Raw genomic sequence first — 19,728 nt, forward strand, 5'->3', positions numbered from 1 at the left:
TCTGCTGTCTACAGTTTCATGCCCATTCAACGCCTTTGGGTAAATAGGCCTGTTCTTTCCTCCATACGCTTCTTAAAATAGCTTCAAAATAAATTAAGATCCAACTGACGATACTGGATGGCTTCAGCCACATGAGCTGTCACAATTTCACCTTCATGGTCCAGATCGGCAATGGTCTGTGCCATTTTGATAATTCGATCATGTGCACGCATGCTCAGGTTTAACGTTTGCAGCGTTTGCTCTAACAGTTGCTCTGCCTCTTGGGGGAGATGGATCGTTCGTCGCAAAAGCGTGCCCGAAAGCTGGCTATTCCAACGAACCGAACTTTTGGCATAACGTGTAGCCTGAATTTGATGAGCGTGGATCACTTTTGCCTGCATTTCTTCAGAGGAAGGGGAAGCAGCAGACTTGCGCCACTCGCCTGGTGGAGGAACCTCAACCTGAAGATCAATGCGGTCCAGCAGTGGTCCTGAAATTTTGGCTCGGTACGCGGCAACACGGGCTGGACTACATATGCAGCGTTGCTCCTCCGAATGAGCGGACAAATATCCGCAGGGACAGGGATTCATGGAACATGCAAGCATGAATTGGGCCGGAAAGGTGAATGCTGCCCGCGCCCGGCTAATTGTCACTGTGCGATCCTCTAACGGCTGCCTTAATACCTCCAGCACTTGGCGCTGGAACTCAGGTAATTCATCCAGAAACAATATACCTCGGTGGGCAAGGCTCACTTCACCCGGTTTCGGAATACCACCGCCTCCAATTAGACCAGAGGTGGATATTGTATGGTGAGGCGAGCGAAAAGGTCTATCTGCAATCAGGCCTTGAGGCGCTTCTTTCAACTTGCCTGCGGCACTTAATACTTTGGTTACTTCTAACGCTTCATCTTCTGACAAAGGTGGAAGGATGGTAGGCAAACGTTTGATTAACATCGTTTTGCCCGTGCCTGGCGGTCCAACGAGCAGTATATTATGCATGCCGGCTGCAGCAATCATAAGCGCGCGTTTTACATGGTGCTGCCCCAGAACATCACTATAGTCATCTGCCAGTAATGAAGACTGTCTCGTCTTTTTATCCATTATCTTCTGTGGCCTATCTGTTATAGGAGCAGCGAGGTGAGCATAATTTTTCAACACGACTGGTCCTGCATTTGAATTATTTAGTATTCCCACTGAACTAGCAGGTTGATCTGGGTTTTTCGGAGCAATATCCTGTAAATGACGTATGCCAAACACCTGGATACCTCGAATCAGTGACGCTTCCTCCACGTTATCCAAAGGCAGGAGCACGGACGTAAAGCCTTGTCGTTTGGCCAGATCCACCATGGATAAAATGCCGGGCACGGACCTGATCGAACCATCCAATGCCAGTTCGCCAACCACTAATGTCCGTTCCTCAGGAGGAAGTACAAGCTGGCCGCTTGTCATGAGTAAACCAATAGCAATAGCTAGGTCAAAGGAAGATCCTTCTTTGCGCAGATCAGCGGGGGCCAGATTGATTGTGATCCGCTGTAACGGATACTGATATCCGCAGTTTTTGATCGCTGCACGAACACGTTCAACGGCCTCTCGAATGGCTGAGTCTGGTAACCCGATGATGGACGTCTGTGGCAGACCATTGGATAGATCGGTTTCCACCTCGATCAGAACGCCATCGATTCCGTACAAACACGCACTGTGTAATTTTCCGTACATGACAAAGAAACACCTCACTCGATTCTTGACTCCGCATAATACGGGCCAGTCTACGAATTAAGGTGCTTCCTCAGCTTCTACTAAGCATTTTATATAAAAGGAATCATGGAGTCAACCTGTCATTATCATTGCTGTAGTCATCTTTCCTGATCCCTGAATTTTATTTCTGGAAGGAAATCATTAAATAGCTTTGGCGAAAATGGTTACGTATAAATTTTCATTATGATTATTAAATTTGACCCGAGAAAGCGTGAATCTGTTCCCGGGACTTATCTATTATTGTTGTTAAATCATGGGGATGTACTGCTGATTATCTATCTGTAATTGTATTTTACACAATCTAATTTATCATAATTAAATTGAATAGTAAAATCATTTGTGCTCAATTATTCTGTTTTTTTGCTAATTTGTGATAAGATAGATTTATAGTTCCTTTTTATAAGGAATAGAATGCACAATAGGCAGGTGAGAAAGATATATGCAGACGGACAGTTTGAAGCTGGATAACCAATTATGCTTTGCCATATATGCTTGTTCACGTGAAATTACGAAGATGTACCAGCCTTATCTTGAGGTGCTCGGCGTAACGTATTCACAGTATCTGGTTCTGATGGTATTGTGGGAACGTGAAGAATGTACGGTTAAGGAGATCGGGGAGGCACTTTATCTCGATTCGGGAACGTTGACACCACTTCTCAAACGGTTGCAGTCAGCAGGACTTATTAATCGCGAACGCTCTGCTCAGGATGAACGAAAAGTATTAATTACATTAACCGAATCCGGCCGTGAGCTGCGGAACAAGGCATTGTCCATACCTGAATCCATTCAGGGAGATGCGTGTCTGAACAGTACAGAGTTTGAAGCTTTACTGGGTCAGTTCAAAGGGTTGCTGGAGAAAGTTCACCAAACCAACACTAACGCAGCCAAAAAATAAAATGTAGTTTTACATCAAGGAAACCTTAGCTTTTAGCTGAGGTTTTTTCCATATATACCCAAGCATTCACAATATGGGATCATACTCATATCAAAATACTGTCTATTAACCATTAATTTTTTAAGGAAAGCGTTTTAAAAACGTGTTACAATGAATTGGGTTTAAGTGAAAATAGTCAACATTTGTCTTTTGTTAGTCTACCAACCCGCCTTGTTGCAGTCATGTTGATAGGAGGATTCGAGAATGAATATCCATGAATATCAAGGAAAAGAAGTACTGAAACAGTATGGAGTTACCGTTCCAAACGGAAAGGTTGCTTATACAGTCGATGAAGCGGTTGCGGCCGCAGAGGCACTGGGCAGTCCGGTGACTGTTGTTAAAGCGCAAATTCACGCAGGTGGCCGGGGTAAAGCCGGTGGCGTAAAAGTGGCGAAGAGTACGGATGAAGTTCGTGCCTATGCTTCCGAAATTCTGGGCAAAGTATTGGTAACACACCAGACTGGACCAGAAGGCAAAGAAGTGAAACGTCTTCTGATTGAAGAAGGATGCGATATCCGCAAAGAGTATTATGTGGGTGTTGTTGTGGACCGTGCCACAGGCCGTGTAGTTATGATGGCTTCCGAAGAAGGCGGTACTGAGATTGAAGAAGTAGCTGAAGCTACACCTGAGAAAATTTTCAAAGAAATTATTGACCCTGCCATTGGATTGCAAGTGTTCCAGGCCCGTAAACTGGCTTACAGCATTAAGATTCCTAATGAACTGGTGAACAAAGCTGTTAAGTTCATGCTTGCGCTGTACACTGCATTTGTCGAAAAAGATTGCTCTATTGCCGAGATCAATCCTCTCGTTGTTACCGGAGATGGAAACGTTATCGCGCTAGATGCGAAATTGAACTTTGACTCCAACGCCCTGTTCCGTCACAAAGACATTTTGGAACTGCGTGACCTGGATGAAGAGGATGAAAAAGAAATCGAAGCTTCCAAATACGACCTCAGCTACATAGCACTTGATGGCAACATCGGCTGTATGGTCAATGGTGCGGGACTTGCGATGGCAACGATGGACATTATCAAATACTACGGTGGAGACCCGGCCAACTTCCTTGACGTTGGGGGCGGTGCAACAACAGAGAAGGTGACTGAAGCATTTAAGATCATCTTGTCCGATGCCAAAGTAGCTGGGATCTTTGTTAACATTTTCGGTGGCATCATGCGCTGTGATGTTATCGCCAATGGTGTTGTTGAAGCCGCGAAGCAGCTTGGCCTGACCAAACCGCTGGTTGTTCGTCTTGAAGGAACTAACGTGGAGCTTGGCAAACGTATTCTGGGTGAATCTGGCCTGAATATCGTTCCTGCTGATTCCATGGCCGATGGTGCACAGAAAATTGTTGCCCTCGTAAAATAAGTTCATTCCTTAGTACCGGAGCTGTCCGGGAATTGAAAAATAACCGTAAGGATGTGAAGCAACGTGAGTATTTTGATCGATAAAAATACAAAAGTCATTACGCAAGGCATTACGGGTTCAACGGGAATGTTCCACACGAAGGGCGCATTGGACTACGGAACCCAGATGGTAGGCGGAGTTACACCGGGTAAAGGCGGAACTAATGTGGATATCACGTTGGAAGATGGTACAGTAGCTAGTCTGCCGGTATTCAACACTGTGCAGGAAGCGAAGGAAGCTACAGGCGCAACAGCGAGCGTCATTTACGTTCCTCCTGCATTTGCAGCAGATTCCATTATGGAAGCTGTTGATGCTGAGCTGGACCTCGTAATCTGTATTACAGAAGGTATTCCGGTTCTTGACATGATCAAGGTTGACCGCTTCATGGAAGGTAAAAATACCGTCCTGATCGGACCAAACTGTCCAGGTGTCATTACACCAGGCGAATGTAAAATCGGTATCATGCCTGGTTATATCCATATGGCAGGGCACGTAGGCGTTGTTTCCCGTAGTGGAACACTTACCTATGAAGCCGTTCATCAACTGACGACACGTGGCATTGGACAATCTTCTGCTGTAGGAATTGGGGGAGACCCTGTAAAAGGCTCCGAGTTCATTGATATCCTCAAACGGTTCAATGAAGATCCACAGACTCATGCGGTCATCATGATTGGTGAGATTGGTGGTACAGCTGAAGAGGATGCTGCAGATTGGGTACGTGAAAACATGACCAAACCGGTTGTTGGCTTTATCGGTGGCGTAACAGCGCCTCCAGGCAAACGGATGGGCCATGCTGGCGCTATTATCTCTGGCGGCAAAGGTACAGCCAAAGAGAAAATTGCGAAGCTGGAATCATGTGGAATCAAAGTAGCACCAACTCCTGCTGAGATGGGTTCGACTTTGGTGAGTGTACTTGAGGAACGCGGTATTTTGAATTTGTGCACGACACATTAATTCTTTTTCGTTATAATAGAAGAAACGGCTCGGAAATGATCTATTTCTGGTAGACCGACTATTATGGTTACGGAAAAGGTAAGCAACCTTTTGTCCTTGAACAGGGCGAAGGGTTGCTTTTTTGCGTTTTTTTACGGGAAAAGGGTGAGGAATTGTCTCTCATCTGCGTAAACGCTTGCATTCCGTGGTCACTTAACACACAATATGAGGGAAGATACTCTTCCCGCTCTGGGAGGTTTATGGTATGGAAGAACGATGGATCTTGTTTGGGTTGCATGAGATGGAGGGTATTGGCAAGAAAACAATCTCGAAACTGATTCTGGGACAACATGAATTACCCGATCTATTGAATTATGGGGAAAGCGACTGGGTCGCAGCAGGATTGCGCAAAGATCAGGCTGCACGTTTGACTAGCCAATTTACTATCGACTGGATTGAGAGTAAAAGAGAACACGTTTACAATCAGGGGATAGAGGTTATTACTTATCTGGATCAGAATTATCCCATATTAATGAAGGAAACCGTTCAGCCTCCCTGGGTAATGTATGCTCGAGGGGATGTTGGTTTGCTACACAATTCGTCTATTGCCATGGTGGGAACTCGTATGCCAACCGTGTATGGGCGTAAAGTTGGAGAAAAGCTGGCAGAGCAATTATGCAATGCAGGTCTGACGATTGTAAGCGGGCTTGCCCGCGGTATTGATAGCGTGTGTCATGAGGCAGTACTACGTGCTAAAGGAAAAACGATTGCAGTATTCGGAACCGGGATTGATAATATATACCCACCCGAAAATACAAGCCTCGCCGAGCGAATTGCGGAGACGGGTCTGCTTTTGTCGGAATATCCTCCAGGTACGAGAGCGCGCCAGGGATTATTTCCGGAACGGAATCGAATCATTGCCGGTCTGACACTGGGAACATTGGTTGTTGAGGCTGACATTCGCAGTGGTTCACTCATTACAGCAGATGCTGCGCTTGAAGCAGGCAGGGATGTGTTTGCAGTCCCTGGACCTATTACATCGCCGAAAAGTCGGGGAGCACACAATCTTATCCGTCAAGGGGCCAAATTGGTCACTTGTGCAGCAGATGTATTGGAAGAGTATCGATTGGGCTTGCCAAATGCAGAACAACTTCCTTACAATAGAGGACGTTCGACCGAAACAACCGAGCCTTCCGGGCGAGGGATATTCGCTGAGGTTAAGCTCTCTCCAGATGAACAACGCGTGATTTATCTGTTGGAACAGGGAGAACAATCATTGGATCAACTGGTTGAGCTGCTTGGTTGGGATTTTGGACATTTGCATTCAGTTCTGTTATCTTTAATCATAAAAAAGCAGATTAGCCAATTACCAGGCACTAAATACGCGAGGGTATGACGAAGCTACAACCTACGTAGTGCGTGGAAATATATAATTAGCAGAAGTTATTAACTATGCATAAGCTTACAGAAACAGTTTCATGACAGTTTCATGACTGAGAGGAGGATGAACCTATGGCGGATGCACTCGTAATCGTGGAGTCGCCCTCAAAGGCGAAGACGATAGGCAAATATTTAGGCAGCAAGTTCATCGTAAAAGCTTCGATGGGGCATGTTCGCGATTTGCCAAAGAGTCAGATCGGCGTTGAGGTAGAGAATGATTTTAATCCGAAATATATTACGATCCGCGGCAAAGGTTCAATTTTGAAAGAACTGAAGGATGCACGGAAGAAAGTAAAAAAAGTGTATCTCGCAGCTGACCCGGATCGCGAAGGTGAGGCTATTGCATGGCATTTGGCCCATGCCCTTGAACTGGACGATACGGCAGATTGCCGGGTTGTATTTAATGAAATTACAAAACAGGCGGTCAAAGATGCGTTCAAAACGCCGCGGAAAATCAATATGGATTTGGTTAACGCGCAGCAGGCAAGACGTATTCTGGATCGGCTCGTTGGATATAAAATTAGTCCGTTATTATGGAAGAAAGTGAAAAAAGGTTTGTCTGCAGGCCGGGTTCAGTCCGTGGCTGTTAAAATCATTTTAGATCGTGAAAATGAAATTGATGATTTTGAGCCGGAAGAATACTGGAGCATTACCGCCAAACTGACAGCAGACGGCAATCCGTTTGAAGCCAAGTTTCATAAACTGAACGGGGCCAAAACAGAGCTGGGCAGTGAAGCGGAAGTGCAAGCGATCCTGAAACAGATCGAAGGTGCAGACTTTACGATCAAGGAAGTTAAAGAGAAAGAACGGAGCCGTAACCCTTCCGCCCCGTTTACGACGAGTTCTTTGCAACAGGAAGCGGCGCGTAAATTGAATTTCAGAGCTTCCAAGACGATGTCGGTCGCCCAACAACTATATGAAGGTGTAGACCTTGGAAAAGAAGGCACAGTAGGTCTCATCACGTATATGCGTACGGACTCCACACGAATTGCGGCATCTGCACAAGAAGAAGCCAAAGAATATATCGTTGGTAAGTATGGTGAGCCATTTGCACCTGAGACTCCACGAAACTATTCCAAAAAAGCAGCTAATGCTCAGGATGCGCATGAAGCGATTCGTCCAACTTCAATTCTGCGTGATCCTGACTCAATCAAGTCATTCATGAGTCGCGATCAGTTCCGGTTGTATAAACTGGTATGGGAACGTTTTGTAGCGAGCCAGATGTCTTCGGCTATCCTGGATACACTCTCTGTAGATATTGCTGCGGGGGACACCATTTTCCGTGCAGCAGGTTCGAAGGTACGGTTCCAAGGTTTCATGAAGGTATATGTTGAAGGAAACGACGATGGTACCACCGATGAAGATCGTCTGCTGCCTCCGCTGAAAAGTGGAGATGTACTTGAGAAGCAGGAGATTGAGCCAAAACAGCATTTTACACAACCGCCACCACGATATACGGAGGCAAGGTTGGTTAAGACGCTTGAGGAATTGGGTATAGGGCGTCCGAGTACATATGCGCCAACACTGGAGACCATTCAGAAGCGCGGATATGTTGCAATTGAGGAAAAGAAATTCATGCCGACCGAGCTGGGTGAACTGGTCATCGAACAGATGGAAGAGTTTTTCCCGGAAATCCTGAATGTAGAGTTCACCGCAAACATGGAAGGTGATCTTGACCATGTGGAGGAAGGTTCCGAGGATTGGGTCAAAGTACTTGCAGAATTCTATGAATCTTTTGAGAAACGCCTTGAGTTTGCGGAAGAAGAAATGAAAGAAATCGAGATTGAAGACGAAGTATCGGATGAGATCTGTGAGAAGTGCGGCAAACCGCTGGTTTATAAACTCGGACGTTTTGGCAAGTTTCTTGCGTGCTCTGGCTTCCCTGATTGCCGGAATACCAAACCGATTATCAAGGATATCGGCGTGACTTGTCCGAAATGTAAGGAAGGTCATGTAGTTGAGCGTCGTAGCAAAAAAGGACGTATTTTCTACGGTTGTGACAAATATCCTGAATGTGATTTTGTCTCATGGGACAGACCTTCAGCCAAACCATGTCCAAGTTGCGGATCGCTAATGATTGAAAAGCGGAACAAAAAGGGAGCACGATTGCAGTGTACTTCATGTGATCATCAGGAGCCGGTGGATGAACCGGATGACGAATCAGCAGATTAGTATAAATGTGAATCAATTCAATTATAGTGAAATATGAAATTGCTTTATGGGGGTAAATGATTTTGACAAATGAACAACAAGTAACCGTTATTGGTGCCGGGCTGGCAGGAACAGAAGCGGCCTGGCAGATTGCAAGTCGCGGCGTACGCGTAAAATTATACGAGATGAGACCTGGTGTGAAAACGCCAGCTCATCATACGGATAAATTTGCAGAGCTGGTATGTAGCAACTCGCTGCGTGCGAATGGATTGACCAATGCAGTGGGTGTGTTAAAAGAAGAAATGAGAATGCTCAATTCTCTTGTATTGTCAGCAGCAGACAAACATGCAGTTCCTGCAGGTGGGGCACTTGCTGTGGACCGGGATGGATTTTCAGGTGAGATTACATCCACGTTGCACCAGCATCCGCTCATCGAAGTGGTGAATGAGGAACTAACTTCTCTGCCGGAAGATGGCATCGTTGTTGTTGCAACGGGGCCGCTGACTTCACCTGCATTGTCTGAGCAAATCAAGGCACTAATGGGTGAAGAGTATTTCTACTTCTATGATGCAGCTGCACCGATCATCGAAAAAGATTCAATTGATATGAACAAGGTATATCTGGCTTCCCGTTATGATAAGGGTGAAGCGGCATATCTGAACTGTCCGATGACAGAAGAAGAGTTTGATGTCTTCTATGAAGCTCTCATTACTGCTGAAGTCGCTCAATTAAAAGAGTTTGAGAAAGAAATCTACTTTGAAGGCTGTATGCCAATCGAAGTGATGATGAAACGCGGAAAACAGACGGCTCTGTTTGGTCCAATGAAACCGGTAGGTCTGGTTAACCCTCATACAGGAGAGTTGCCACATGCGGTTGTTCAGCTTAGACAGGACAATGCAGCTGGAACCCTGTATAACTTGGTGGGCTTCCAGACGCATCTGAAATGGGGAGAACAGAAACGTGTCTTTTCCCTTATTCCTGGACTTGAAAATGCAGAGTTCGTTCGTTATGGCGTAATGCACCGTAATACATTTATTAACTCTCCTAAACTGCTTCTTCCGACGTATCAGTTTAAAGAGCGTCCAAACCTGTTCTTTGCAGGTCAGATGACGGGTGTAGAAGGATATGTGGAATCTGCTGCATCAGGGCTTATTGCCGGCATGAACGCAGCCAAAGCAGCACTTGGGCAGGAACTGGTAGTATTGCCGGTAGAAACAACACTTGGCAGTATGGCTCAGTATATTACAACGGCTGACTTCAAGCACTTCCAACCAATGAACGCAAACTTTGGTTTGTTGCCGAAGCTTGAAACGAAGATTCGTAACAAAAAGGAAAAAAATGAAGCTCTTGCACAGCGTGCCCTGGATGGCATCACCAGTTTTGCTGCGGCAGAAGGTCTAACTGTTCCGGAACGCGTATAAATTATTCGTGGGAGGATGCTGATATCATGGATATGTCATTTCATGCTACAACGATCTGTGCTGTTCGTCATAATGGTAAGGCTGCAATCGCAGGAGATGGTCAGGTGACCATGGGCCAAAGTGTTGTGATGAAGAATACAGCCAAGAAGGTAAGACGTTTGTACCGCGGACAGGTTGTTGCTGGCTTTGCTGGTTCTGTGGCGGATGCGATCACCCTGTTTGAGAAATTCGAAGGTAAGCTGGAGGAGCACCATGGTAACTTGCAGCGTGCTGCTGTAGAGCTTGCCAAGGATTGGCGTCAGGATCGGATCTTGCGTAAGCTTGAGGCGCTGTTGATTGTGATGGACAAATCAGGTATGCTGCTCATTTCAGGCGGCGGGGAGATTATCGAACCGGATGATGACGTTATTGCTATCGGATCAGGTGGCAACTTTGCCTTATCTGCTGCGCGTGCGTTGAAACGTCATGCAGTAAACCTGGAAGCGAAAGATATTGCGCGTGAATCACTTCAGATTGCCTCGGAGTTATGTGTATATACCAATAGTAATATTATTGTAGAAGAGTTATAAGCCAAAGAAATCTCCCGTAGTGGAGCATGATTCTGTAATCTGCTCCAGGACGTCTAGGGGATTCTTTGTCCTTGTTAGGTAAAATAATTCAACATACTGGTAGGAGGGAAGCAATATGAATACTCAAGCGTTAACACCGAGACAGATTGTTGCAGAGCTTGACAAGTATATTGTAGGTCAAAAGAAAGCTAAAAAATCGGTAGCCGTAGCCCTTCGTAATCGTTATCGGCGTAGCCTTTTGCCTGAGCACACCCAGGACGACATTGTGCCTAAAAACATCTTGATGATTGGACCTACCGGTGTGGGTAAAACGGAAATCGCCCGTCGCCTTGCTAAACTGGTAGGTGCGCCATTTGTGAAAGTGGAAGCTACCAAATTCACCGAAGTAGGTTACGTTGGTCGTGACGTTGAATCGATGGTGCGTGATCTGATTGAGACATCACTGCGGATGGTGAAGCTGGAGCGGACTGAAAAAGTGAAAGACAAAGCTGAAGAAGCTGCCAACGAACGAATTGTACATATTCTGGCTCCTTCACAGTCTAAGTCCAAGAATCAGCGTAATCCCTTTGAGATGATCTTTGGTAATAATGGCAACAACGTTCAGGAACAGGATGAGCCAGAACCGGATACTGGGGTTGCCGAACGCCGCCGTAAGATCAAATTTGATCTGTTGTCCGGCAAGTTGGAGGATGACATCATTGAGATTGATGTTGAAGACACTGCGCCTAACATGATGGACATGTTTGCTGGACAAGGTAATGATCAGATGGGCATGAACATGCAGGAGATGTTTGGCAGCCTCTTACCTCGTCGTACGAAAAAACGTAAACTCGCTATTAAAGAAGCACGTAAAGTATTGATCCAGGAAGAAGCAGGGAAATTGATCGACATGGATGATGTTACCCAAGAGTCCATTCGCCGGGCGGAGCAGACAGGTATCATATTCATTGATGAAATCGACAAGGTTGCCAGTCAAGGACGCGGTAGTGGACCCGATGTATCCCGGGAGGGTGTTCAACGGGATATTCTGCCTATCGTAGAGGGCTCTACAGTAATGACGAAGTATGGTCCTGTCAAAACCGATTATATTCTGTTTATGGCAGCTGGAGCATTCCATGTTGCCAAACCTTCTGATCTGATTCCTGAGCTTCAGGGGCGCTTCCCAATTCGTGTGGAACTAAGTAGTCTTACACTGGAGGAGTTTGTATCCATTCTGACTGAACCGCAAAATGCATTGACCAAGCAGTATGTTGATCTACTGCGCACCGAGAATATTGAGATTGAGTTCTCGGATGAGGCCATTCGCGAGATTGCCAAATTGGCCGAATCCGTCAATCAAAATACAGAAAATATAGGTGCACGTCGACTGCATACGATTCTTGAGAAGCTTTTGGAGGATTTATCCTTTGAGGCACCTGAGCTTACACTGGAACGTATGGTGATCACTCCGGAGTATGTCCGGGAGAAATTAAATGATATTGCGCTTGATCGTGATTTGAGTCAGTATATCCTGTAACATGGAATTAGCAATGTAGTTGTTAAAATGATGCTATAAATGAACGGTATGCAAGAAAGTAGAGAACATTTATGTGATCCACAAAGGGAAGCGATCCTTTAGCGAATCACAAAGGCCCTCTTACTTGACGCATATCGTTTATTTTTGTTTCTATCTAAAGGATTTCGATGTTACAACCGATAAAAGATGTGGGGTTGTTATAAGGATCGACAAAACCTAGGACTTGTGCCGCATGTATACGGATTTAAAACCTATCGGAGTGGTAGTTATTCTTCGTTTCCATAACCAATGATTCCCATTAAAAGAATTTTTCTTATTCCAAGTCTGGTCATCGGTTTAGTCGATGGATTGGTAAATGTTGCGTAAATGCGCAAAATGATGAATTGTAGAAAAGTTTGAAGCCACTAATTGTTTTCTTAAAATTAAAATATATAGACTCCACTTAATTGTTAAGAAAGTGTTGTGTAGGAAGGACGAGTTTTCTTCATCATTGAAAGATAACTTGTCAATTGATTAATATATAGCTTTGTATGTATACCTATCATATTGTCCTTAAACCCTTAGTACAACGGCAAAAAATTCTAACATTATCAATTATGAAATATTCGAAAATATACATAATTACGGGCGTTGTAAGCTCATGTTGAGGCTTGAAAGTTTTTTTTAATTTAAAGAATGTTTAAGAACAATAAGGGAGAGTATTAACATACTTTTGTTTTGGGCCCGAACATTTACGAAAAAATTCATAATTTGCAGAAAATACACAAAAAGCCCCGTCTTTCAGAAAAGATAGGGCTTTTTTCTTATTGTAATAAATCCCAAACTCGAAGAAACTTATGTTATACGACAACATCAGAGTTAATTCTACTTAAGTCCTAGAAAACCGTGTAAAGACGAATGTTTTTGTCGAAAAAAACATAAGAATTTTCAAGGGAAAAGATTCAATCTTTTTCCATTACTTCTAAAGAGAGGAGGGGGATTGTGAATCTTTTAAACGATATCAGCTTTAAAAGATTGCAAGGTGCACTCGATGCGTCCAATATCAGACAACGAACGATTGCTGACAACATCGCGAACGCCGATACCCCGTATTTCAAGCGCTCGGACGTTTCTTTTGAAGAAATGTTGCAAGGGCAAATGAATGGAGATATGCCTGTTCTTAAAGGTAAAGTAACTGATGCAAGGCATTTTGTCATAGGTCCTTCCTCTTCCGTACCAACGCCAGTAGTTAATATGGACCAGTCAACCTCCATGAATAACAACGAAAACAATGTCGATATCGACAGAGAAATGAGTCTTCTGGCGGAGAATCAGTTGCGTTATAACGCTTATATTCAGCAAGTGAACGAACAAATTAAAATTATGCGTGTTGGCGTGGAAGGGAGATAACCTAAATTGAACATTAGTAATAGTTTTAGCATCAGTAGCTCAGCTCTGACAGCCCAACGGTTGCGGATGGACGTTATATCTTCCAACATTGCCAACGCAGAGACGACGCGCGCGAGCGTATCCAATGGTGAAGCAGTTCCTTACAAACGTAAAATGGTTGTGCTTGAGCCGAATAAAACGTCATTTGGTACGATGCTGCAAAATCAGATGAGAGGTAGCGGTTCAGGAGATGGCGTAAGAGTAACGGAGATTCGCGAGGATCAGTCACCTTTGAAGCCTGTGTATGACCCTTCTCATCCGGATGCCAACGCAGAAGGATATGTATTTATGCCTAATGTGGATATTGCGAAAGAAATGGTCGACATGATCTCTGCTTCGCGTTCCTATGAAGCAAACGTAACAGCACTGAATTCAACCAAAGCGATGATCTCCAAAGCTTTGGAAATTGGAAGATAATCTGCTTTGAAATGAAAATAAGAAAAATAAAAACCAGGGATGAAGGGGAGGGACATTAATGATTCAGAACAACATGTTTAGCACACAGGGGATACAACCGCTACAGATGAAGAGTGCAACCGAAAGTAAGCCTTCTACACCAGCCGAAACCATTCAGAGCTTCGGTACATACTTACAGAATGCATTAGGGTCCGTTGCAGCACAGGAGACTCAATCGCATGAAATGTCGAATCAATTTTTGGTCGGCAAAGCGAATGTGGATCAGGTGATGATTGCTTCAGAACAGGCCTTGTTAAGCCTACAACTCACAACTCAAGTCCGAAACAAAGTGGTCGAAGCATACCAAGAAGTTATGCGAACGCAGTTATAAAATAACCTACTTGCGCTTCGATAATAGCGCTGATCATTACAACAAAGCAGCTGCGATGCTGCTCCTGATCGTCAACCTATGAAACGGTTAGGGTTGAGTAAGGACAGACTAAGCAAAGTTTCGGATGGGGTGACAGAGTGAATGAGAGAATCGCCCAGTACAGGGATAAGGCATCCCAGTATTGGAATAGTTTTAGCAAAAAGCAAAAAATATTATTTATATCCACCTTCCTATTCCTGATTTTGGCTGCTGTTGTACTCACGATGCAATTGTCCAAGACGGAATATGAAGTTGCTTTTACAGATTTGAATGCAAGTGATTCAGCGGGCGTTATCAGTTATCTTGATTCATCTAGCATTCCATACAAATTGAGTTCAGATGGCAAGACCATATCCGTACCGAGTACAAGTGTTGCAATTGCAAAGGTGAATGTTGGATCTCAAGGAATTATTCAGAATGGTTCATTAGGATATAAGTCATTCGAGGAGTCATCATCGCCGATCGGGATGACGGATAAAGAGTTTGATGTAAAGTACAACAACGCTATAAACGGAGAAGTTGAACAGTTACTTCAGCGGATGCAAGGGATACAGGATGCTAAAGTACTCGTTAATATGCCGAAAGATAACATCTTTGCTGGTTTAGAAGAACAAGACAAAGCATCAGCATCGGTAGCTCTCCAATTCAAACCGGGTTATCACCCCAATCAGGCAGCGGTAGATGGCTACTTTAACTTGGTTAAGACTGCAATTCCTAATCTGCCTGTTGAGAACATCACGATTACAAACACAGATGAAGCAGAATTGATTCCAACTGCCCGAGGTGGCAGTGGCGGGTTGTCTTCCGAAGTCCAAGAGAACATGGCATTACAGAAAAAGTTTGAAAACGATGTCCGTAATAACGTAAAGCAATTCCTTTCCCAGATTGTAGGCGAAGACAAAGTTAATGTTTTGGTAGCCTCCAAGCTTAATTTTGACAAAGAAACACGTAAGGAAAATCTGGTCACACCTGTTGATGTAGATAATATGAAAGGCATCGAGATCAGTGTGCAGGAGATTCAAAAGAGCTACACTGGCGCAAGCAACCCAACAGGTGGAGTTGCTGGCACAGGACAAGAGGAAGTTCCGGGTTATCCATCATCTGATGCAGCCGGTAACTCTACCTCCGAAGAATCATCAAGCACTATAAACTACGATGTTAATCGAATCGCCAAGGATATTATTTCCAGTCCATATACTGTAAAAGACTTAACCATTAACGTTGCAGTTGAACCACCGAATGGAGAAACAGAATTACAGGGACCGGTTCAGGACGCAATTGAGAACATTTTGGTTAACATTGTTCGTGCTTCACTGGCAGACTCAGGCACTGTAATAAGTGACGCCGATCTGACAAAGAAAGTTTCAGTCATGTCACAAGGATTCCAGACTGCCTCTGCAGACAATACAGGTTTCCAGCTTTCCTCAACGATGATGTGGGGTGGAGGCGCACTCATAGCGGCATTGATCGCAGCGGTAGTTATCTTGTTAGTACGCCGTCGCCGCAAACAAAACGAAGTCGAAGAAGAAGAGATTCCTCTTCCAATAGCAACAGAGTTCCCGTCCATTACGCTGGACAGTGTAACGAACGAAAGTCAGGTGCGCAAACAATTGGAGAGTTTGGCCAAGAAAAAGCCAGACGAATTCGTCAATCTGCTGCGTACATGGCTGGCTGACGAATAGAGGTGAACGCATTGGCGAAGGCAAGCAGTCAAGGTTTGACTGGAAGACAAAAAGCAGCAATTTTGTTGATTACATTAGGTCCGGAAGTATCGGCTCAGATCTTCAAACATCTGCGTGATGAGGAGATTGAGCAACTTACGTTGGAAATTGCCAACGTGCGCAAGGTTGATTCTTCCGAAAAGGACATGATCATGGCCGAGTTTCACCAGATCTGTCTGGCGCAGGAATATATTTCTCAGGGCGGTATCAATTATGCGAGAGAAATCCTGGAGAAAGCTCTGGGTTCATCAAAAGCACTTGAAGTCATTAACCGTTTGACAGCTACGCTGCAAGTCAGACCATTTGACTTTGCGCGCAAAGCAGATCCGAACCAAATTTTGAACTTTATTCAGAATGAAAGCCCGCAAACGATTGCCTTGGTTCTGTCTTACCTGCAATTCGAACAGGCAGCAGCGATTCTATCATCCTTGCCACAAGAGAAACAGGCAGATGTCGCTCGCCGGGTGGCTGTTATGGATAGTACTTCGCCGGAAGTCATCTCTCAAGTGGAGCGGGTTCTGGAACAGAAACTATCTTCTACCGTAACGCAGGATTACACGAATGCGGGTGGTATCGAATCGATCGTTCAGATTCTGAACGGAGTCGATCGTGGTACAGAGCGTACCATTTTGGACTCGCTTGAAATTCAGGATCCTGAGCTTGCAGAGGAAATCAAAAAACGCATGTTTGTATTCGAAGATATCGTCAATGTGGATGATCGTTCGATTCAGCGCATTATTCGGGATATCGACAACGCAGATTTGCAGCTGGCACTCAAAGTGGCAAGCGAAGAAGTTCGGGATGCCGTGTTCCGGAATATGTCGAAACGGATGTCCGAGACATTCAAAGAAGAGATGGAATTCATGGGACCTGTGCGATTGCGTGATGTTGAGGAAGCTCAGACACGTATCGTAGGAACGATACGCAGATTGGAAGAAGCCGGTGAGATCATTATCGCACGCGGTGGAGGAGATGATATCATTGTCTAATTTGATTAAATCTTTCCAGTATGTACCCGTTGATGACCGCAAAAAACTTGAAAATCATCATCATTATGGTGGTACTGAGGAGTCTGAAACGGAATTATACGGTGACAGTGCTGAAGGTTCTGAAGCAGAAACGCTTCAAGCACGCGTGGACGAAGAAACACAACGTCTTACCGCAGAAATGCTGGAAGATGCCAAGGAGTTTGCAGAAAAGCAAGTACGTGAAGCTTCAGAAGAGGCAGAGCGCATGCTTCAAGAGGCCCGTGAACAGATCGACAGCTGGTGGCAGGAACAACGACAACAGGATGAACATCTGACTGAAGTGCTTCGTTCACAAGGTTTCCAACAGGGTTTTGAAGAAGGCAAAGTACAAGCTGAACTGGATCTCCAGGTGCAGATCGAAAAGATGATGATTGAAGCCCAGGAAGTGCTCAAGGAAGCTTATGTAGCTAAAGATCAGATCATTCAGGAAGCCGAACCGTTCCTCGTGGAGCTCGCTTGCGGGATCGCTGAGAAAGTCATTGATAAGCAACTTACCATTGAACCCGATCATACATTGGAACTGATTCGTCAGAGTTTGTCACGTAAACGGGAGCAGGGTTTGATCACACTCTGTGTGGCACCTGATCAGTTTACATTTGTACAGGCAGCTCGTGAAGAATTGTCTCTGTCCATTGACTCTCAAGCAGAATTGCAGATTTTGCCTGATTCAACGGTCAAAGATAAGGGATGTGTCATTCGTTCTTCGTTCGGAAGTGTAGATGCGAGAATTGATACACAGCTTGCTGAGATTAAAAAAGAACTGGTCCGCATAGCACTTGAGGATGAGGAGCGAAGAAATCAACATGAAGGTTCTTAGTTCACAGCGATATATGGAACATTTGCGCCAATTCGATCCTGTTCGTATTAACGGCAAAGTTACTCAGGTCATTGGTCTTATGGTGGAGTCAGAAGGGCCAGATGCAAGTATCGGTGACGTATGTTATATCTATCCTGGTAAATCGGCCAAGCCTCTTCAAGCCGAAGTTGTTGGGTTTCGAGATAACAAAGTGCTGCTTATGCCACTGGGTGAACTTCAATCCATCGGTCCTGGTTGCGATGTAGTAGGTACGGGGAAACCACTCGGCGTTCAGGTAGGCTCCGAATTGCTCGGTAAAGTATTGGACGGACTTGGACAACCGCTGGACGGTTCCCTCCTTCCATCAAGAATGCCAATGTACTCTACCTCCAATACGCCGGTCAATCCAATGGATCGTCCACGTGTACTTGAAACGATGGGTGTTGGTGTAAGAGCTATCGACGGATTGTTGACCGTAGGTAAGGGACAGCGTGTAGGTATTTTTGCCGGTTCTGGTGTTGGTAAGAGTACATTGATGGGGATGATTGCTCGTAATACAGCAGCAGATGTCAATGTCATCGCGCTTGTGGGTGAGCGTGGACGAGAGGTGCGCGACTTTATTGAACGGGATCTGGGTCCGGAAGGACTGGAACGCTCCGTAGTCATTGTTGCAACTTCAGATCAGCCTGCCCTGATTCGGATTAAGGGAGCAGTTATTGCGACCACTATTGCAGAGTATTTCCGAGATCGTGGAATGAACGTGATGCTCATGATGGATTCGGTAACCCGATATGCTATGGCACAAAGGGAAGTGGGTCTTGCCGTAGGTGAACCTCCGGCAATGAGAGGATATACGCCATCGGTTTTTGCAAGTTTGCCCAAACTGCTTGAACGGGCGGGTACAGGACCTACCGGTTCGATTACAGCCTTTTACACCGTTCTGGTCGATGGGGATGACATGAATGAACCAATCGCGGATGCGGTAAGGGGTATTCTGGATGGACACATTGTGTTAAATCGATCCATTGCAAATAAAGGTCATTTTCCAGCAATTGATGTGCTAGCCAGCATAAGTCGTGTTATGAAGGATATTGCTCCGGAAGAGCAGTTGGAAGCCGTTAATAATATGAAACGTTTGATGGCTGTGTACAAAGAATCGGAAGATTTGATCAATATTGGGGCTTACCAGCGGGGATCAAATGCAGCCATAGATGAATCGATAGATCAGATTGATAGTATATGGAACTTTACCAAGCAGAAAGTCGACGAGAAAGTCACCTTAAGTGAAGTACAGGAACGTTTGATTCTTGAATTTGCAAGGAGATGAATGGGTAAACGATGAAATTTCGATATCATTTCCAGAAAGTTGTTGACCTGAAGAGTAATGAAAAAACACAGGCAGAGTGGATGTTATCCACAGCGATCGGTAAACTTCAGACGGAGGAAGAACATCTGATACAACTTCTTAATGATAGAAGTAATCTGATCGGCATTATCCAATCTGCTACGGAAAATACAGCGTCTGTAAACAGTCTGCAGGAGATGCAGCGTTATGTACATCACCTTGACGAGTGCATTTCACGCAAAAACAGTGATGTTAAACATGCTCAGGTCAATGTGCAGCGGAATCAGACGTTTCTAAACGGTAAGATGATTGACGAAAAAGTATGGCTTGGAGCGAGAGACAAGGCCAAAATCAAATTTCAGCAGGAGATGCTCCTCCGGGAACAGAACGATCTGGACGAGATGGCTACTGTACGCTTCGCTGCCAAAGCCGGACGCGCGAATTGATGTGAGCCGGACGCGAAGTTGTCTCGTGAAGGAGGAA

At 45.0% G+C, this 19,728-nt stretch carries 17 protein-coding genes; 16 read left to right on the forward strand and 1 reads right to left on the reverse strand.

Translation table 11 applies throughout. The annotated features are described in order from the left end of the window. Positions 1 to 83 precede the first annotated feature (83 nt). On the reverse strand, positions 84 to 1,694 hold the full coding sequence (locus MKY87_RS26915; RefSeq protein WP_339784574.1) for a YifB family Mg chelatase-like AAA ATPase: 1,611 nt from the start codon (positions 1,692 to 1,694) through the stop codon (positions 84 to 86). Positions 1,695 to 2,172: 478 nt separating this feature from the next. Here MKY87_RS26915 and MKY87_RS26920 point away from each other — a divergent pair, with 478 nt between their 5' ends. From MKY87_RS26920 to fliJ, 16 genes are all read left to right on the forward strand, one after another. Further along, complete coding sequence (locus MKY87_RS26920) at positions 2,173 to 2,628, forward strand: MarR family winged helix-turn-helix transcriptional regulator (protein WP_339784572.1); 456 nt, start codon at positions 2,173 to 2,175, stop codon at positions 2,626 to 2,628. Between the two features lie 243 nt (positions 2,629 to 2,871). Continuing rightward, positions 2,872 to 4,032, forward strand: a complete 1,161-nt coding sequence (gene sucC / locus MKY87_RS26925) for an ADP-forming succinate--CoA ligase subunit beta (protein ID WP_036609384.1) — start codon at positions 2,872 to 2,874, stop codon at positions 4,030 to 4,032. Positions 4,033 to 4,095: 63 nt separating this feature from the next. Continuing rightward, positions 4,096 to 5,025, forward strand: a complete 930-nt coding sequence (sucD, locus tag MKY87_RS26930) for a succinate--CoA ligase subunit alpha (protein ID WP_036609382.1) — start codon at positions 4,096 to 4,098, stop codon at positions 5,023 to 5,025. 244 nt (positions 5,026 to 5,269) lie between these two features. Next, complete coding sequence (gene dprA, locus MKY87_RS26935) at positions 5,270 to 6,400, forward strand: DNA-processing protein DprA (protein WP_339784569.1); 1,131 nt, start codon at positions 5,270 to 5,272, stop codon at positions 6,398 to 6,400. Positions 6,401 to 6,516: 116 nt separating this feature from the next. Further along, on the forward strand, positions 6,517 to 8,616 hold the full coding sequence (topA, locus tag MKY87_RS26940) for a type I DNA topoisomerase (protein WP_124114065.1): 2,100 nt from the start codon (positions 6,517 to 6,519) through the stop codon (positions 8,614 to 8,616). Positions 8,617 to 8,672: 56 nt separating this feature from the next. Beyond that, positions 8,673 to 10,016, forward strand: coding sequence for an FADH(2)-oxidizing methylenetetrahydrofolate--tRNA-(uracil(54)-C(5))-methyltransferase TrmFO (gene trmFO / locus MKY87_RS26945; protein ID WP_445669439.1), 1,344 nt, complete (start codon positions 8,673 to 8,675; stop codon positions 10,014 to 10,016). 26 nt (positions 10,017 to 10,042) lie between these two features. Continuing rightward, a complete protein-coding gene (gene hslV, locus MKY87_RS26950; protein WP_076208907.1) occupies positions 10,043 to 10,585 on the forward strand; it encodes an ATP-dependent protease subunit HslV in 543 nt (180 codons plus the stop codon). A gap of 115 nt (positions 10,586 to 10,700) precedes the next feature. Next, complete coding sequence (hslU, locus tag MKY87_RS26955) at positions 10,701 to 12,101, forward strand: ATP-dependent protease ATPase subunit HslU (RefSeq protein WP_076208906.1); 1,401 nt, start codon at positions 10,701 to 10,703, stop codon at positions 12,099 to 12,101. A 981-nt stretch (positions 12,102 to 13,082) separates the two neighbouring features. Next, positions 13,083 to 13,490: a flagellar basal body rod protein FlgB gene (gene flgB, locus MKY87_RS26960; protein WP_036670359.1), complete on the forward strand. Its 408-nt coding sequence runs from the start codon at positions 13,083 to 13,085 to the stop codon at positions 13,488 to 13,490. A 6-nt stretch (positions 13,491 to 13,496) separates the two neighbouring features. Beyond that, complete coding sequence (gene flgC, locus MKY87_RS26965) at positions 13,497 to 13,946, forward strand: flagellar basal body rod protein FlgC (RefSeq protein ID WP_017689191.1); 450 nt, start codon at positions 13,497 to 13,499, stop codon at positions 13,944 to 13,946. A gap of 58 nt (positions 13,947 to 14,004) precedes the next feature. Continuing rightward, on the forward strand, positions 14,005 to 14,316 hold the full coding sequence (gene fliE, locus MKY87_RS26970) for a flagellar hook-basal body complex protein FliE (protein ID WP_338593804.1): 312 nt from the start codon (positions 14,005 to 14,007) through the stop codon (positions 14,314 to 14,316). 137 nt (positions 14,317 to 14,453) lie between these two features. After that, positions 14,454 to 16,037: a flagellar basal-body MS-ring/collar protein FliF gene (gene fliF / locus MKY87_RS26975; RefSeq protein ID WP_340966912.1), complete on the forward strand. Its 1,584-nt coding sequence runs from the start codon at positions 14,454 to 14,456 to the stop codon at positions 16,035 to 16,037. Between the two features lie 11 nt (positions 16,038 to 16,048). Further along, the gene (fliG, locus tag MKY87_RS26980; RefSeq protein ID WP_047842476.1) at positions 16,049 to 17,065 is read left to right on the forward strand and encodes a flagellar motor switch protein FliG; all 1,017 of its coding nucleotides are present in this window, start codon (positions 16,049 to 16,051) and stop codon (positions 17,063 to 17,065) included. Further along, on the forward strand, positions 17,058 to 17,921 hold the full coding sequence (locus MKY87_RS26985) for a FliH/SctL family protein (protein ID WP_340966913.1): 864 nt from the start codon (positions 17,058 to 17,060) through the stop codon (positions 17,919 to 17,921). Before fliG ends, MKY87_RS26985 begins: the two co-directional genes overlap by 8 nt. Beyond that, positions 17,908 to 19,227, forward strand: coding sequence for a flagellar protein export ATPase FliI (gene fliI / locus MKY87_RS26990; protein ID WP_036609365.1), 1,320 nt, complete (start codon positions 17,908 to 17,910; stop codon positions 19,225 to 19,227). Before MKY87_RS26985 ends, fliI begins: the two co-directional genes overlap by 14 nt. Positions 19,228 to 19,238: 11 nt before the next feature. After that, positions 19,239 to 19,691 (forward strand): flagellar export protein FliJ, encoded by a 453-nt coding sequence (gene fliJ, locus MKY87_RS26995; protein ID WP_091031905.1) that lies wholly within the window; start codon positions 19,239 to 19,241, stop codon positions 19,689 to 19,691. Positions 19,692 to 19,728 lie beyond the last annotated feature (37 nt).

This window comes from Paenibacillus sp. FSL R7-0198 (assembly GCF_038000415.1).
In the GTDB taxonomy this organism is placed as follows: domain Bacteria; phylum Bacillota; class Bacilli; order Paenibacillales; family Paenibacillaceae; genus Paenibacillus.